At 34.3% G+C, this 17,107-nt stretch carries 14 protein-coding genes; 3 read left to right on the top strand and 11 right to left on the bottom strand.

Annotation, left to right across the window (positions count from 1 at the left end; genetic code table 11):
- Nucleotides 1-201: 201 nt before the first annotated feature.
- From NQQ59_RS11790 to NQQ59_RS11800, 3 genes are all read right to left on the bottom strand, one after another.
- Nucleotides 202-1,290, bottom strand: a complete 1,089-nt coding sequence (locus NQQ59_RS11790; RefSeq protein ID WP_144219418.1) for an efflux RND transporter periplasmic adaptor subunit — start codon at nt 1,288-1,290, stop codon at nt 202-204.
- A 252-nt stretch (nt 1,291-1,542) separates the two neighbouring features.
- Nucleotides 1,543-4,833, bottom strand: a complete 3,291-nt coding sequence (locus tag NQQ59_RS11795; protein WP_144219419.1) for an efflux RND transporter permease subunit — start codon at nt 4,831-4,833, stop codon at nt 1,543-1,545.
- A 12-nt stretch (nt 4,834-4,845) separates the two neighbouring features.
- Nucleotides 4,846-6,231, bottom strand: coding sequence for a TolC family protein (locus NQQ59_RS11800; protein ID WP_144219420.1), 1,386 nt, complete (start codon nt 6,229-6,231; stop codon nt 4,846-4,848).
- 173 nt (nt 6,232-6,404) lie between these two features.
- Between NQQ59_RS11800 and NQQ59_RS11805 the strand changes: the two genes are divergently transcribed.
- The 3 genes from NQQ59_RS11805 (at nt 6,405) to NQQ59_RS11815 (ending at nt 8,727) form a co-directional block, all read left to right on the top strand.
- Nucleotides 6,405-7,442 (top strand): sensor histidine kinase, encoded by a 1,038-nt coding sequence (locus NQQ59_RS11805; protein WP_144219421.1) that lies wholly within the window; start codon nt 6,405-6,407, stop codon nt 7,440-7,442.
- On the top strand, nt 7,439-8,143 hold the full coding sequence (locus tag NQQ59_RS11810; RefSeq protein ID WP_144219422.1) for a LytR/AlgR family response regulator transcription factor: 705 nt from the start codon (nt 7,439-7,441) through the stop codon (nt 8,141-8,143). The genes NQQ59_RS11805 and NQQ59_RS11810 overlap by 4 nt, the downstream gene beginning before the upstream one ends.
- 110 nt (nt 8,144-8,253) lie before the next feature.
- Nucleotides 8,254-8,727, top strand: a complete 474-nt coding sequence (locus NQQ59_RS11815; protein ID WP_144219423.1) for a hypothetical protein — start codon at nt 8,254-8,256, stop codon at nt 8,725-8,727.
- Nucleotides 8,728-8,872: 145 nt separating this feature from the next.
- Here the strand turns inward: NQQ59_RS11815 and NQQ59_RS11820 are convergent, their stop codons facing one another.
- The 8 genes from NQQ59_RS11820 to NQQ59_RS11855 form a co-directional block, all read right to left on the bottom strand.
- Nucleotides 8,873-9,637, bottom strand: a complete 765-nt coding sequence (locus tag NQQ59_RS11820; RefSeq protein WP_144219424.1) for an SDR family oxidoreductase — start codon at nt 9,635-9,637, stop codon at nt 8,873-8,875.
- 172 nt (nt 9,638-9,809) lie between these two features.
- Nucleotides 9,810-10,535, bottom strand: coding sequence for an SDR family oxidoreductase (locus NQQ59_RS11825; protein WP_144219425.1), 726 nt, complete (start codon nt 10,533-10,535; stop codon nt 9,810-9,812).
- Between the two features lie 159 nt (nt 10,536-10,694).
- Complete coding sequence (locus NQQ59_RS11830; protein WP_144219426.1) at nt 10,695-11,618, bottom strand: helix-turn-helix domain-containing protein; 924 nt, start codon at nt 11,616-11,618, stop codon at nt 10,695-10,697.
- A gap of 221 nt (nt 11,619-11,839) precedes the next feature.
- On the bottom strand, nt 11,840-12,403 hold the full coding sequence (locus NQQ59_RS11835; RefSeq protein WP_144219427.1) for a 2'-5' RNA ligase family protein: 564 nt from the start codon (nt 12,401-12,403) through the stop codon (nt 11,840-11,842).
- A gap of 25 nt (nt 12,404-12,428) precedes the next feature.
- Nucleotides 12,429-13,796 carry an alginate export family protein gene (locus NQQ59_RS11840; RefSeq protein WP_144219428.1) on the bottom strand — a complete coding sequence of 456 codons (1,368 nt, stop codon included), beginning with the start codon at nt 13,794-13,796 and terminating at the stop codon, nt 12,429-12,431.
- A gap of 5 nt (nt 13,797-13,801) precedes the next feature.
- Nucleotides 13,802-15,589: an amidohydrolase gene (locus tag NQQ59_RS11845; RefSeq protein WP_144219429.1), complete on the bottom strand. Its 1,788-nt coding sequence runs from the start codon at nt 15,587-15,589 to the stop codon at nt 13,802-13,804.
- An 88-nt stretch (nt 15,590-15,677) separates the two neighbouring features.
- Nucleotides 15,678-16,367, bottom strand: coding sequence for a hydrolase (locus NQQ59_RS11850; protein WP_144219430.1), 690 nt, complete (start codon nt 16,365-16,367; stop codon nt 15,678-15,680).
- 231 nt (nt 16,368-16,598) lie between these two features.
- On the bottom strand, nt 16,599-16,913 hold the full coding sequence (locus tag NQQ59_RS11855) for a response regulator (RefSeq protein ID WP_144219431.1): 315 nt from the start codon (nt 16,911-16,913) through the stop codon (nt 16,599-16,601).
- Nucleotides 16,914-17,107: the final 194 nt, after the last annotated feature.

Consider the following 17,107-nt stretch of genomic DNA (forward strand, 5'->3'; position numbering starts at 1 on the left):
TTTTGTATTTCTATGATTAGTGTCGCTAAATTTAAAAATATTTATTTTATCAATTTACGTGAATCCAGAAGAGATGTATCTAAACAAAAAAAGGACAGTCCCTCCAAAAAAGAGGAACTGTCCTAAGGCAAATTTTAGATTTGCACTCCGAAGAATGCGTACAGTAATTGGTAATCTACTAAAAAGAAGACTAAACGCAGGTTATTCGTTTATGATATCGCCTTCTTTAGTTTCTTCGCTGGCGATTTTTACCAGTTTATCTTGCGGGTTTAAGTCACCGAAAATTTCGATTTTATCTTCGATTTCTCTTCCTTTTTTAATGTCAACTCTTGTTGCTTTGTGGTTTACAACTTTTACCACATAAATTCCTTCTGCAGAACTTACTACTGCCGATTTTGGAACTACATACGTGCTGTCTTTCGCGTTAAGCGGTAAAAGAACTTCGGCAACCATTCCAGGCAATAAATTTCCTTTGGTGTTGTGAACATCCATTTCAACTCTTTCAGAACGAAGTTTTAAATCTAAAGCTCCGGACATTCTGGTAATTTTAGCTGAGAAAGTATCTGGTAACGATTTTACATTAAAACTCATTTCGTCTCCTGCATGTAAATATCCTGTGTACAATTCTGGAACAGAAACCGCCAAACGTAATTTAGATTGCTCTTGAATCGTTAGTAAAGGCAAATCTGAACCTTTTCCTGCTGGACCAACAAATGTTCCTAAATTCACATTTCTTGCTGCTACAACGCCGTCAAAAGGAGCACGGATTTCTAAATATCCTCTCATAATCGAGATTTCTTTATGAGCCGCAATTGCAGCTTGGTATTGTGCGTAATCAGAATTTTTCTTTCCGTTTGCCATTTCTAAATCGTTTTTAGAAATTGTTCCTTCTACTTTGCTTGTTTCGTACAAACGGTTGTACGTGCTTTTGCTGGTTGCGTAAATCGCTTCCATAGATTTCAAACGAGATTCAGCCGCCGCAACTTGTGAACTGATTTCAGGGGCTTCTAAAACAATTAAAAGTTGTCCTTTTTTTACTTTAGAACCAATATCAACTTTTAAAGTTTTTACGAAACTGCTCACTTTTGCGTACAAATCAACTTGTTGGAAACCGGTTAATTCAGCTGGTAAACGCAATTCTGTTGTTAGTTTTTCTTTCGATAAAAGAAAAGTTTCAACTTTAGGTTCGATTTCTGGTTTCGCAGTTTCTTCTTTTTTCTTTTCGCAACCGCTTAATACAACTAATGCTGTAAATAATAATGCAGATGATTTTATAATGTTACTTTTCATTTTTTGGTTTTATATAATGAATATGTTTTAAGCTTTTGAAAGTGAATAAAATTTAATTAACACATAGAATCATAGCTCTTCTTTATGAATAAAGGCGTTTCACTTGTATCAATGCACATAGCTATGTGTGAAAACTAGTTTTTTCTTTTACCTTTTTTTATTTAAAACTAAAATCTATGTTTCTATGTGTTAAAAAATAATTATACTCAACGAATTATGACTTTCGACTTTCGACTTTCCAACTTTATGACTTTATGACTTTCCAACTTTCGACTTACTAATCGATGAGATATAATGGATGCTTTCTTCGTCTTCAGGATCTAAAGAAACAGATTGTGTCGATGTTTTTTCTTGTGCCCATGCAAATATTTGCGGCAAGATCAATAATACGGCAAAAGTAGAAAATAATAATCCACCGATAACCGCTCTTCCTAACGGAGAAACCTGATCGCCTCCTTCGCCATGTCCGATTGCCATTGGCAACATACCCATAATCATCGCAACCGAAGTCATGATAATTGGACGAAGACGCAACGCAGCTGCTTCACGAGCCGATTCTAAGGCATTTCCATTTATTTTACGTAATTGCTCGGCATTGGTCACCAAAAGTACGGCGTTGGCAATAGAAACCCCAACCGACATGATGATTCCCATATATGATTGTAAGTTCAATGTAGAACCAGTTAATGTTAACATTAATAATGATCCTAAAACTACCGCAGGAACCGTTGTTAAGATTACCAACGAAACCTTGAACGATTGGAAATTAGCGGCCAACATTAAGAAGATTACGAATACGGCAACCAATAACCCCGTTTGTAAACTGCTTAATGTTTCAGTCAATACAGTACTTAATCCGATTGGCGTGATAAACAAACCACGAGGTAATTCGCCCAATGAACTAATTGTTTTGCTCACATCTTTTGATGCCGTACCTAAATCGGTTTGGTAGATGTTGGCCGTAACGGTAATGTATGGCATGGCCCCTAAATTGTCATTTTCACCACTTACAAAGCCTGGTGTAATTTTAGCAACGTCACTTAAAACAGGACGAAGCGAATTCTTTAATACTGGGATTTCGCCAATATCTGTCTTGCTTTTCATTTTATTTAAAGGCACTTGAACCTGAACAGAATACGATAATCCTGCTCTTTCATCAACCCAGTTATTTTTTTCTGTATAACGAGAAGATGAGGTAGAAGCTACCAACGAACGAGAAATATCATTCATGTCAACTCCTAATTCAGCCGCACGCGTTCTGTCAATATCAATATTCATTGCTGGATAATGAATTGGCTGACCAATTTGTACGTCTCTGAAATACGAAATTGCTTTTAATTTGTCTACAATTTGAGTAGCGTATAATTCGTTTTTCTTTTTGTCTTTTCCGGCAACTCGAATCTCAATTGGAGTAGGAGAACCTTGACTTAAAACTTTATCTGTCAATTCGATTGGCTCGAAAGAAAGTTTAGTGTCAGGCAATACTTTCTTCAATCTTGCTCTAAATTCATCTTTAAAGTCATCCATGTCTGCCTCATAGTCTTTCAAACTTACTTGGAAAACCGCTTCGTGAGAACCTGCCATGAACAAATAAATCGGGTTGATCGAGAATAGAGAAGGGTGTTGCCCCACATAAACAGATGTAATTCCGATATGCTCTTTTCCAACCATTTTTTCTAATTCTTTCAGAACAATTCTTGCTTGTTCTTCAGTTCTTTCCAAACGCGTTCCGTCAACAGCACGCATTCTCAGCTGAAACTGACTTGAATTGGTTCTTGGGAAAACATCTTTTCCGATGAAAGTAAGGAAGACAACAGCCAAAAGTGTTGCACCAACCAAATAAGTGACTGTTGTTATTTTTTTATGAACAAACAAACGATCTAAAGTTCGCATGAAACGATTTCTGAATTTTTCGAAACCAGAAACTTTTCCGTCATTGTTGAAATCTTCTCTTTCAACTAAATCTTTTTTCTGACCAATTAAATTTTGTTCCGATTCTGGCGTTAATCCACAAGCGTTAAATTCTGCTTCATCGTCTGTTATGTTTGGTTCGTGTGCATGTTTTTCGTGTCCTTTCATCATCCAATTGGCCATTACAGGAACAAAAGTCTGTGATAATAAGAACGAAATAACCATTGAGAAACCAATTGCTAAAGCCAAAGGCAAGAACAATGCTCCCGGAATACCAACCATGGTAAATGCTGGTGCAAATACGGCTAGAATACAAAGTAAGATCAATAATTTAGGCAAAGCGATTTCCTGACAGGCATCCCAAATGGCGAGTGCTTTTGGTTTTCCCATGTCGAGATGCTGGTGAATATTTTCGATGGTTACGGTACTTTCGTCCACCAAAATACCAATCGCAAGAGCTAATCCTGATAATGACATCAAGTTGATCGTTTGTCCGAATAATTTCAGGAATAAAACCCCAGAAATAATCGAAATAGGAATCGTCATAATTACGATTAACGCCGCACGGCGGTCACCTAAGAATAATAATACCATTAATCCCGTTAAAACCGCACCAATAATACCTTCAGTAATCAAACTTTTAACCGAGTTTATTACATAAACCGATTGGTCAAATTCGTATGTAATGTTTACGTCTTCAGGAAGTGTACTTTGAATTTTTGGTAATTCTTTTTTCAATTTCTGAACTACATCCCAAGTCGAAGCGTCTCCCGCTTTTGCGATACTAATGTAAACCGAACGTTTTCCGTTTACTAAAGCATAACCTGCAGTAATGTCGGCACCATCTTTTACAGAAGCAACATCACCTAATTTTAAGTTTTGAACGCCGCCTTTGAATAACGGAATCTGCTCAAAATCTTTAACTTCTTTAATGGTATTATTGGTTGGCGTAATATAGTTTTTGTCGCCCATACGCACGTTTCCAGATGGAGCCGTTTGGTTGTTCAAACGAATCGCATCTACGATTTGGTCTGGCGTCATATTATGCGAACGCAATAAATCCGGATCAACGTTTACCTCAATTGTTCTTGGACTTCCTCCAAAAGGTGCTGGAGATAATAAACCAGGAATTGCGGTAAACGAAGCACGAACATAAACGTTGGCTAAATCCTGTAATTCGTTGTTTGATCTTACTTTACTGCTCAAAACCAATTGTCCGATTGGAAGAGAAGAAGCATCAAAACGAATGATAAACGGTGGCTGTGTTCCTGGAGGAAAAGCCGCCTGGATTCTGTTCGAAAGCGCACTTAACTCGGCAGCAGCCTGAGCCATATTGGTTCCTTCGTAATAGGTTAATTTCATAATCATTAACCCCTGAATATTTTTAGTTTCTACCGATTTGATACCGTTCGAGAAAGGTAAAACGTTGACGTAGTTTTTGGCAAAATAAGCTTCCATCTGGTCTGGCGTATAACCTCCAAACGGGTGCGCGATATAGATAACCGGCAAATTCATTTTTGGTAAAATATCTACCTTAATGTCTTTGATGGCACCAATTCCGAAGAAAAATAGACCCGCAACCAATACTAAAATGGAAATGGGTTTGCGGAGTGCAAAACGTATTAAATTCATTAGGATTTATAATTAAAATTCATTTATAAATAAGTCAAAATTTCCTGTTGCAGCGACTTTCAATAAGTACGACTGCCACACATTATTATTGACAATATCTCGATCGATTTCAGCACGATTTAAAACATACATCGTTTGTGTTAAATCTGTCAAATCAGTTAAACCGTTTTTGTATAAAGTCGATTTTTGAACATAAGCTCTTTTTGCCGCATCGACCTGAATTGGTGCTTCTGCAAAGTTTTCAAGCGTAATTCTGATTTTATCTTCAGCAAAATTCAACTGTGATTTTAATTCTCTGTCCGCTTGGTTGTATTCTTCCTGCATGGCCTGAGAAACAAATTTCTGAGCACTAACTTGTTTGCTTGAACGGAATGGAGTGGTTAAATTCCACGTAATTCCAACTCCAATTAAGTAATTGGTACGATCTGGATTTACGCCATCCCAATAATTTCTACTAAAAGCTGTTTGATCTGACGCATACGTATTATCAAATCCTGAAGCTCTGGTTTGCAAAACTCCAAAAGCACTCATGGTTGGATAATAAAATCTTTTGTACAGTTTAACCTGCTGGTTGCTGTAATCGATTTTCGTTTTATAGAATTGTAATAAAGGGTGAAGACTGTCTGTAGCAGTTTCTTTCGTTACTAACTCTTTCGGAATCTGTGTTACAAATAAAGTATCTGTAACGAAATCTTGAGGTGCAACGCCCATTAAATCGACTAATTTGTTGTTTTGTTCTTTAACGAAGTTCTTAGCTAGGTTTAAAGCGATTTTTGCTTTAGAAACTTCTGCAGTTGCCAAAGTAGAATCGACTCCTGCTAATAAACCGTTTTTAACTCTCGCTGCAGCGGTCTTTTTGAAAACTTCTGCACGAGCAAGATTTTTTTGTTGTGAAATCAGTAATCTTTGGCTTGCCAACAGATTTAAATAAGCAGCCGAAATTTTGATTTCCTGTTGGAATTTCTCCTGTTGCAAATCTTTTTCTTTAGCCTGAACATCAATTTTAGACAAATTGATTTTTTCCTGTGTTTTTCCGAAAGTGAAAAAGTCCCAGTTCATGTTGACTAAATAAAGCGCACCAAACGCTGAATTCCAGTTTTGTTCAGGAAGAGGTAAACCTGATGAAGCAACTCCTAAACCTCCAAATCCGTAAAGCGGTCCGTTTTGTCCGTTTACAGTTCCGTAATCTTGTTGAGCCGAAAGATTTAAGTTCGGCAGATAATCACGACGAGATTGTTTTAGAGTCTCTTTTGATGCATTGGTGTAATTGTTTTTTGCCCGGATAGAACCGTAGTTTTCAAGACCTGTTTTTACTGCTTCTTTTAAAGACAGGGTTTGAGCATAACCAGTTGAGGCAAAAATCAATAAAAATAAAATGGTAATTTTTTTGAAATACATAAACTCAAGGTGATATAAAGGTGTTTTTGATGAAACAAATTTATTTGTCTTATGCTGATAAAAGTCAGGTTAAGTGATGTACTGCACTAGTAAATGACGAATTGAATTGGTCATTTATTAAAAAAAATAATTAAATAATTGTTCGTACTTTGTAGTCTGTTTTAAAATTAAGAATGAATAAAAAAATCGATAACATATTGGATAACAAATGGTGGCAGGAAGTTGCAGTTGTCCTTTTTTCATTTACAATTTATACCTTGAAAAATGATTGGATGTTATTTAGTTCATTCATTTCAATTTTAATGGGTATATTTTTCTATTGCATTTTATACATGCATGCTCAGTTTAACCGCTTCTTTTTACTTCCCATTTTATTCAAGGCTAATAAACCTCTAACTTATATTATTCTGACGCTTTTTGGAGTTTTTGTATTTTCTGTTGTGCTTTATGAAATGACTATGTTGGATATGTTTACCAAATGTCATTTGTACCAAAATTCACATCAGAGAAGCTATGCGTATCAATTAGCAAGCGTTTTAGGAACTTTGGTCTGCATTCTGAGTCCGATAATTGTCTTTAAGTTTTATCGTATTCACAGAAAACAAACCGATGCGGCTTTATTGTTCAATCAAATGCAATTGAATTCATTGAAAGGACAGTTAAATCCGCATTTTTTGTTCAATACATTTAATACACTTTACGGAATCAGTCTTGAGTTTCCTGATAGAACTCCAGATTTAATTATGAAAGTTTCGCAATTAATGCGTTACCAGTTAGAAAGTAACGGTAAACAATGTGTTTCCTTAGAAGATGAATTGGAGTTTATTAACAGTTATGTACAGTTAGAAAAAGAACGTGTTGGTTATCGTTGTGATATTAATTTTGAAAGTACAGTTGATAAAGATTACACGTATAAAATTTCACCCATGTTGTTGATCGCATTTATTGAAAATGCCTTTAAACACGGAACATGCGCTATTGAAAATTGCTTTGTAAAAATTAATATTAAAGTCGAAAACGGATTGTTGAGTTTACATGTTACGAATTCAATTCCGAAGAAAAATGATGTGATTTCGACAAAAATTGGCTTGAAAAACACAATTGAACGTCTGAATTTAATTTATGGTAAAGATTATAAATTGGATATTCAGGACGATAAACAAACCTATGTTGTAGATTTAGAAATACAACTTAAAAAGTTTGTAGGATGAGAGAAACCAAAAAATGTATCATAGTAGACGATGAACCTGCAGCGCATTATGTTTTGGCGAATTATATCAAACAAAATCCGCAGTTAGAATTGGTTTTTCAAGGCTATAATGGTATTGAAGCTATGAATTTCCTTCGTGAAAATACTGTCGATTTAATGTTTTTAGATATCAATATGCCTGAAATTTCAGGAATGGAATTGCTAAAAATTCTGCCAACGCATCCTAAAACTATTTTGACAACAGCATATTCTGAATTTGCTCTCGAAAGTTATGATTATGGTGTAATTGATTATTTGTTGAAACCCATTTATTTTCCGAGGTTTTTAAAGGCTATCGATCGTTTTTTTGCAACAGAAAATACAAGGAAAGTAGAAGAGGAGATCATTCATTCCGTTAGTGTAAAAGTAGATGGTTATTTTATAGAAATAGAGTTAGAGCAACTTTTGTTTGCACAGAGTTTTGGAAATTACGTAAAACTTCACACAACAAAAAGAACATATCTGGCTTCTATTACCACAACTGAATTTGAGAAATGTCTGCCCGAAAAAAGTTTTATGCGTGTTCATAAATCTTACATCGTGGCTTTGGATAAAATAGACGCAACCGAGAAAGATTTTATTGTCATAAAAAACGAAAGAATTCCAATCGGGATAACCTATAGAAGAGAATTAACGGATAGATTAAAGAAGTTGGAATTGTAATTCTATATAGTTAAAAATACGTTCTAAAAAAAAATGTTTTCTTAATTTATACTTCATATAAAAGTAGTACTTTTAATACGTTGTTTAAAGTTTAATTTAAAAATAAAACTATGAAAAACGTGTTTTTGATTTTTACTTTTTTATGCAGCAGTTTTCTACTTGCACAAGAAGGAACCAATATGAAAAAAGTAGTAACACCGCCAGAAGAGGTGAGACTTGCTTTTGAAAAAGAATATCCCGGCAAAGTTCCGGTTTGGTCAGAAGAATATGTTGGAGATGACAATGATGAAGTTCGTTACGAAGCACGATATAATGTAGATGCTAAAACAAAAGCGTTAGCGATTTATGACAATCTAGGAAATATGAAAGCTTATGAATTGCAGATTCCTTTAAATAAATTGCCGCTAAAAGCGCAAACGTATCTAAAGAAAAATTATTCACCAAAAGCGATTCGCGAAATTGCACTTGTTGTGGATTATAAAAATATAACAACTTATGAAGTCGGAATAACAAAAGACTCCAAATTCTACGACATTCAGTTCGATAAAGACGGAGGTTTCGATGTAATTATTGAAAAAAATTAAACTTGCTTACTAATTCAAATTTTATTTGAAATGCAACAAACCCGATAAGTTTTAATGCTTATCGGGTTTTGTTTTTGTATTTATGTTTCAAGTTTTAAGTTTAAACCTGTCAGGTTTAATTATCTAATTTAGAATTTAAAAAACTTTATAACATCATTCCACCAGAAACTTCAATTCTCTGCGCGTTTACCCAACGAGCATCTTCTGAACATAAAAAGGAAACAACACCTCCAATATCGTCAGGAAGACCAACTCTTCCTAAAGCAGTTACAGAAGCAATTTGCTGATTCATTTGTTCATTGTCACGAACAACTCCTCCTCCAAAATCAGTTTCAATCGCACCTGGAGCTACTACGTTAACTCTAATTTTTCTTGCACCTAATTCTTTTGCCTGATATTTTGTCAAAGTTTCAATCGCACCTTTCATAGAAGCATAAGCAGCGTAACCAGGGAAAGAGAATCTTGCAAGACCTGTCGAAATATTTACAATTCCTCCACCATCATTCATTACATTTAATCCTTTTTGAGTTAGGAAGAATGGCCCTTTGAATTGAATATTAGTTAATTGATCAAATTCTGCTTCTGTTGTTCCAATAAAAGAATTGTGAATTCCAATTCCTGCGTTGTTTACTAAAAAGTCAAATTTGTCTGTTTTAAAAGTATCTTTCAGAACCGTTTTTACACTTTCATAGAAAGAATCAAAAGTTCCCGATTCGGCCACATTTAATTGTAATGCGGCAGCTTTTTGACCGAAACTCTCAATTTCTGAAACTACAGCGTCAGCTTCATCTTTTTTACTGTTATAAGTGATAATTACATCCAATCCTTTTTTTGCAATTGCAATTGCCATATTTTTTCCTAAACCTCTGCTACCACCTGTAACTAGAGCTATTTTTGTATTTACTGCCATCTTTTTAATTGTTAATTGTGAATGGTTAATTGTGAATGGTTAATTGTTAATTTTTAAAACGTGAAATGTTAGGTGTGAAATGGGAAATGTGGATGTGAAATTTTTGTCATGTTTTTGGTTTTAAAAAGATACATCTTTTTTTGCATTTCACATCGCACATTCAACATTTAACTTAATTCGAATGCATTGCATTAAAGTGATTTCTCAAATCTTCTGCGCTTGCGTGTAATCTGGTTTCGCTTGTTCCGAAAGTCAGTTCTTGTCTTCCTTCTTTCAATTGTTCGAAAATAGATTCGATAAAACTGCTTACACTCGGATGTGCGTCGTGAAGTCCGATTCCACCTAAATCTGTATTTAATGCTGGCGGGATAATTTCGATTACTTCAATATTTTTTTCTTTTAATAAATGACGAAGCGAAAGTGTAAACGAACGGAAAAACGCTTTTGTAGCCGAATAAACCGGTACTTTTGCAAATGGTGAAAAAGCCAATCCAGAAGTGGTATTCATTACCGTTTTAAGTGATGGTAATTGAATGAATAATGAAGTTAAATGTAAAGGCGCTTCGATATTAGTAGTAAGCTCATTTTTCATGTTTTCATAAAAATCAGCATCCGTTATCGTCATCCAGTTTTGAATTCCAGCGTTGTTTACTAAAACATCTAAGTCAGGATGATTTGCTGCCGTCCATTCGTAAAGAGCAATGCGTTCTTCTTCTAGAGATAAATCGCATACTTTTGTGATAATCGTTGGGAATTTTACCTTTACTTCTTCTAAAAGAGAAGCTCTTCTTCCGCAAATAATTACGGTATTGTTTTCCTGAATAAATCGTTCCGCAAGTCCAAGTCCGATACCGCTTGCACCGCCTGTTATTAAAATTTTGTTGTTTGATAAATTCATCTTTTTCGATCTTTTAATTTGATGAGACAAAGTTAGAAACGAAGCAGTGCTAGAGAATTGTAAATATCAAACCGATGTTTGCGAAATTCAAATCACATCAATTTAAATTGCAAAAATCAAATTCCAAATTCCAAAAACTTGAAACCTGAAACAAATAAATTAACTTCTAAATGCTAAAGGCGTATAAGTGGTTTGTTTTTTAAAAAAATTGGAGAAATGTGCCAATTCTTCAAAACCAAGGGAATAGGCAATTTCAGAAATATTCCAGTCTGTCTGCTTCAATAATATTTTGGCTTCGTTTGTTAAACGTGAGCTAATTAATTCGGTGGTGGTTTTCCCAGTGTTTTCCTTTAAAACCTTATTTAGATGATTGACATGCACAGATAATCGTGCTGCGAAATCTTTTGCGGTTCTTAATTCTAAACGCTGATGTGGGGATTCAATTGGGAATTGTCTTTCTAATAATTCGGCAAATAAAGAAGAAACTCTCGCTGCAGAATTGTGCTTAGAATATAAGGCTGTAATGGGTTGTAATTTTTGACCAAAGTGAATGAGCTCTGCTACATAATTTCGGATTAAATCATATTTATAAATATAATCGGAGTTGATTTCTTTTTGTATTTTTTTGAAAATCAAAGCAACTTCTTCTACTTCTTCATCAGTTAATTGAAAAATAGGATATCCGTCTGAGGCAAAAATGGGAAGTTCATCCAAATCGATTCCGCTTTTGTTTTTAGATAAAAATTCGCTTGTAAATACACAAAACTGCCCGCCTTGGTTGGTATCCTGAGGTAAATAGTTATACGGAATTTTTGGTGTTGCAAATAACAATCCTTGTTTTTCGATTTCGATTATTTTATCGGCATATTCTGCTTTATTGTGGCCTCGAATCAAACTGATTTTATAATACGCTCTTCGGTCATAAGGCATTCCCGGTTTGTCTTTGAGACGTTCTAAAAGTTCTTTTATATCAAAAACATTGAAGTGTCCAATCTCTTTCTGAATATCATTTGGAAGAAGAGAATTGGGTTCAACAGTAGAGCCTTCGGTTATGTCTTTGTAAAAGGAATCTAGAGATTTCATATTGTAGTGAATTGTAAAATTCAAATATACGAAAAAATATTTTTTGCCACTAAGGCGCTAGGACACGAAGTTTTTTTTGCTTTGGGAGTTTCTCGCAAAGTCGCTGAGACGCAAAGTTTTTTTATGTTTTCATCATTTCGAGGAACGAGAAATCACAAATGATGCGTTTAGAAGTTACTTAAAAAAACTTTGGGTCTTTGTGCCTTTGTGGCAAAACCAAATCAAAACAAACTTCCCTGCACCAACTCAGGCTCAGGATTGCTTCCGAATTTAAAAGTATCAATTATAAAAAACTGCCTTTTTTCAGGATCAAATTCTCTTAAAACAATAGAATCACATAAAAAATTCAAATTAACTTTAGTAAAAAGATCTGATGCGATTTTAAGATTTTCGGGATTTAATCGTCTTCCAATTGACATATGTGGTTTTGTAATTTTTTCTATTTTAAAACCTTTCATAGCATTATGAATTTTTGCCATAATTAGTTGCAGCTCTTTTTCGGAGTTTTCACTTGGAGCAATATAAAAAGCTCCAACATTAGGAAAGGAATTAAAACTATTTAAATTGACTGGGAAAGGAATAAATGTATTACAGATTTTCAAAAGTTTTTGTTTTACAAAATCTATTTGAGATTCATCGATGCTTAATTCAAAAATTGTGATATGCGCATCAGAATTACAACTATTATACCAATCAATTTTGACTTTTAAATCACCTTTCATCTTTTTTACAGCATTAAGAACCTCTGGTGAAGGATAAAATACAACTGAATATTTTTTAAGCATTTTTAGGATTTTGAATTACACAAATTTAAAACTTAAATTGTGCTGTCAACGCTGCATAAAAATAATCTTTTCCAGAACCAACCTCTTTTAAGAATGAACCTGCATTAAACCATCCAGTTTCTAATTTAATTTCGAAATGATTATTCAATTCGTAATTTAAGTTCGAAAGTAACTGTGATCCTATAAAACGTTCGTTTGTATCTTTTCCAGAATATAAAAGCTGCATATTTGGGGCATATATACCGTCATTTAATGTCTGTCTCCAGAAAATGTCATAATCAATTCCAAGTGTCCATTTTTCTGATAAACTGAAATTAATGGAAGGATGAATATCAATTAAGTTAGATGGACCAATTAAAGCCACTAATCCAAAATAAGCACCTCTTGGGTACAACGGATTGAAAGTTTGTAAATGAGCATCACCAGAATTTTTATCACCAGAAATAATTTCGGTTTTTAAACCAATCTCGGGAGTATATTTAATGTTTTCAAAAGTGTAACAAGCAAAAGAGGAAATTGTCCAGGCTGAGATTGTCTGTTGGTTTATGTTTCCAAATTGATAAACACCTTCAAAATCATATTTCCAGTTTCCTTTATTTTTCCAGATTCGTGTCCCGATGGATTGTCTGTTTTCTTTTCCAACAACATCATCAAAAACAGCTCTACTTTTCCATAATCCTAAATAATAGAAGTCTATGTTTTGAATAAATGGCACTTTGTGAATTACAGTATAACTTCCCCAAAATTTAGCATTTTCATTGAAAATGTCATTAAAAGTTCCTTGTTTATTAGCTACAGGATGTGAGAAAAAAGCATCTGTTTGCCAATTGTCTTTTTTATAAAATAGTTTTACTGCATCAAAAGCAAGTCGGCTGTTTGGACCTTCTCTTACCGCAACTAGGCGTTGAGAACCATACATCATTTCTTGTCTTCCAGAACGAAGTGTTAATTGTTCGTTTTCTTTTCGGATAAAATCAATATCAAGAAAAGCTTGATGAATGTCTAATTGATTTTCATCAACAGGACTTGGATCTGTTTTTCCGTTTGCTAAACTGCTTTGCAATTCAAAAAATGTTCTGAAAGCACCTAATTGAACATTCGCATGAAGTAAATAACGAGAAAGCAAATAACCATCGTCATCAGATTCGTCTCCCCATTTGTTGTTAACCGTATACGTATATTGCAGTCTTGCTTCACCGCCAATTGTGGCGTAGAATTTATCGTTTTTTCCTAATGGAATATATTTGATTTTCTCGTATAAGTTTTTCGTAGAATCGCCTTTTAGATAAGAGAAATCATCCTCATATCGCAGCTTTTGGAAAACTGGTTTTTGTTGTGCATTTGCAGAAAATAAGATTCCCAAAAGCAACAATAGTAAGAATGTGTTTTTCATTTTATTTAATTTTTTTGATATCCTCCAAAGTAATTTACCGGACTCCAGTCTGGAATTGCTTTTGGTTTTTCGTTTGCAAAAGTTCTAAAGTCATTGTCAGCGTAAATTACTTTTCCGTTTACGACTGTCAGTTTTGATTCGATGTTTAAGATTTTTTCTTCAGAAGTTGTAAAGTAATCATCAGAAAGAATCGCAAAATCGGCTAGTTTATTGGCAGTAAGCATTCCTCGGTCTTTTTCAATATTGATGAGTTCCGCGCTTCCGTAAGTGAATAATTTTAAGGCTGTAGTTCTGTCTACAATATTTTCATCATTCATATATTTTAATCCGCCTAAAGTTTTTCCAGTTGTCAACCAATATAAACCAACCCACGGATTGTAACTTGCTACACGAGTTCCGTCTGTTCCCATTCCCACTTTAATTCCTAATTCTAAGATTTTCTTTAACGGAACAGTATTCGCAGCAGCTGTTTTTCCATATCTTTTAATAAAACTTTCTCCTTGATACGCCATTCTGTGCTGAATTGCTAATCCGCCATTTAAGGCTTTAATACGTTTTAAGTTTTCTACAGAAACCGTTTCTCCGTGATCAAAAAACCATAAAAGTCCGTTTAGAGGTGTTTCTTTGTTGATGTCTTCGATTACGTTTAAGAATCTTGTGATGCTTTCATTGTAAGTAGCATGAATTCTAAACGGCCATCTGTTTTTTACTAATAAAGACAGAACTTCTTTTAATTGTCCTTCCATTGCTGGGCTTAATTCTGGTCTTGGTTTGTCGAAGTTTTCAAAATCTCCAGCACTCATTACCAAATTTTCTCCAGCACCTTGAACATGATATTCTACTTTATCTGAATGATGATTGTCGTCGCAACCTTCACCAATTTCAACTGTTTTCATCCAATTGGTATAATCATTTAATTCGCTTCCTGCTTTTTGTGCAAATAAATAATAAGGCATTCTAATCGTTAAATCGCTGTCTTTACATAAACCATTTGTTACTCCGTAATCATCTGGAAAGTTTTGAAATCCACCTCCTGCATCCATAATAGCTGTTACGCCAAGACGATTCATTTCGGTCATAAATTGTTTAGTCGAGTTGAATTTCTCGTCTTCAGTCAATTCAGGAAGTTTTGCAAGGGTAGAGTACAGGATAAAAGCATTTGGTTCTGCCACTAATAATCCGGTTGGATTTCCGTTAACGTCTTTTTCAATTAATCCTGCATTTGGATTTGGCGTGTTGGCATCGATTTTTAATGCAGCTAAACCTGATTTATTTAAATAAGCGTGACCGTATAAGTGAAGAATAAAAGCTGGAACATCGCCCGTTGCTTCATTAATTTCTGCTAAAGTTGGAAGTCTCTTTTCTTCAAACTGATAGGCATTCCATCCGCCAACAACGCGAACCCATTGTCCTTTTGGAGTTCTTTGTGCTTGTTCTTTCAACATGGCTAATGCTCTTTTTAAAGAACGAACACCATCCCAACGTAATTCAGTATTAAAGAATCTTCCACCGCGGATAATATGCATGTGAGAGTCAAATATTCCGGGAATTATTGTTTTTCCCTTTGCATCAATTACCGTTGTTTTTTTATCTTTTAGTTTTAAGATTTCGCTGTTTTTTCCAGTTTTTAGGATTTTTCCATCGGCTACAGCCATAGCTTCAACGATAGTGTTTTTATTATCTAAAGTGTGAATTACAGCATGATGAACAATAAGGGTGGCTTTTTTATTTTGAGAAAATATAGGAAGAGTTATAAGAAGAATAAAAGCTAAAATTTTGAAATTCAGTTTCATAATCGTGGTATTTTTAGTTGGGTTTGGGTAAAAAAAAGGCTGTGACTTAACACAGCCTTTTTAGGGATTATCAGAATGAGAGATTTATTTAGTGTTTCAACATTTCGTGAGCGTATTGAACACCTACACCGTAAGCACCGCCGTATTTTTTTACTAAATCTGTTACTGGTTTGTAAGTTTCCTGACGAGCCCAGTCACGTTGCAATTCTAATAAATATTGTAATGAAGTTATTGGGTGTGCACCAGCTTGAACCATACGAGTTACTGCCATTTCGTGAGCTTCTTTAGAAACATCGCCACTTGCATCTGTGATTACATAAACATCATAACCTTCGTTGATTGCTGATAATGCTGGTCCAACGATACAAACGCTTGTCCATAAACCTCCAAAAACTAATTTCTTTTTACCTTTTGCTACAATCGCTTTATGAGCCGGAATATCTTCCCAAGTGTTCATAGATGTACGATCGATATAGTTTGAAGTTGCCTGAGGATAAAATTCTTCGATTTCTTTAAAAACAGGTCCACTAAATGATCTTTCTGCTACTGTTGTTACAATAGTTGGCACTTTAAAGATTTTTGAAGCTCCTGCTACTAATGCCGTGTTGTTTCTAAGCTGGTCGATTGGAATATTGCTTACTGCAAAGGCCATTTGGCTTTCATAATCAATTAATACTAAAGTATGGTTTGTTGGATCTAATTGCGCTGGACTTGGTTTTTGAGCGAATCCGATAAATGTTACTAATACTAAAACTGCTGTAAGGATTAATTTTTTCATGATAATTTGATTTTGTTGTTAATTAAATGGGTTTTAAATATTTTTAATATTTGATTTTCAGTGTTTTGCATTCAAATTAAATGCCTTGTTTGTAAGGTGTTGATTTTAAAAGGTTGTTTCAGAAAAGGCAATAGTTGTCCTGACGATATATCGTTGATTTGCCAACTAATATTCGTTAATAGATTATTTTTAAAGCTTTTAATGAATTTTTAAAAGAGAAAATTTGGGTACCTAGATTTTTCCTTTTTGATGTAATCTGTGGAGAATTTCTGTTTTTAATAAACCGCTTCCGCCTCCAAAATGTTCAATTACTTCTACGTCTGGCTGTTGTTTTAAACAAAATAAAGTAAACTCTTTTTCGACATGATCTTCGATTCCGGAGCTCAAGAGAACAACGTCGATTTTGTGATTCTGAAAATATTCCTGAGCTTCTTTTTCACTGCTAAATCCGACTGCGTTCCAGTCTTCATAAGCATTTACAAGGCGAAGTAAAATGGCCAGTATCTCTTCGTTTTTTCCGAGTAATAAGAATTCAAGTGTTTTCATTTTTTTTCTAGTTTCTGAGTTTCTGAGGCGCTGAGTTTCTAAGTTTTTTACTTTGAAAATTAGTCTTGACAGAACTTCTAATTTACTTTACAAATTTATTTGTTTCATTTTTGTTTGAACTTAATCTAGAATAAGAAAGATTCTGAGTTTCTAAGATGCTTAGTTTCTAAGTTTTTCTCTTCTATTTTAATTTC

The sequence above is a fragment of the Flavobacterium panacis genome (assembly GCF_024649945.1).
GTDB classification, from domain to species: domain Bacteria; phylum Bacteroidota; class Bacteroidia; order Flavobacteriales; family Flavobacteriaceae; genus Flavobacterium; species Flavobacterium panacis.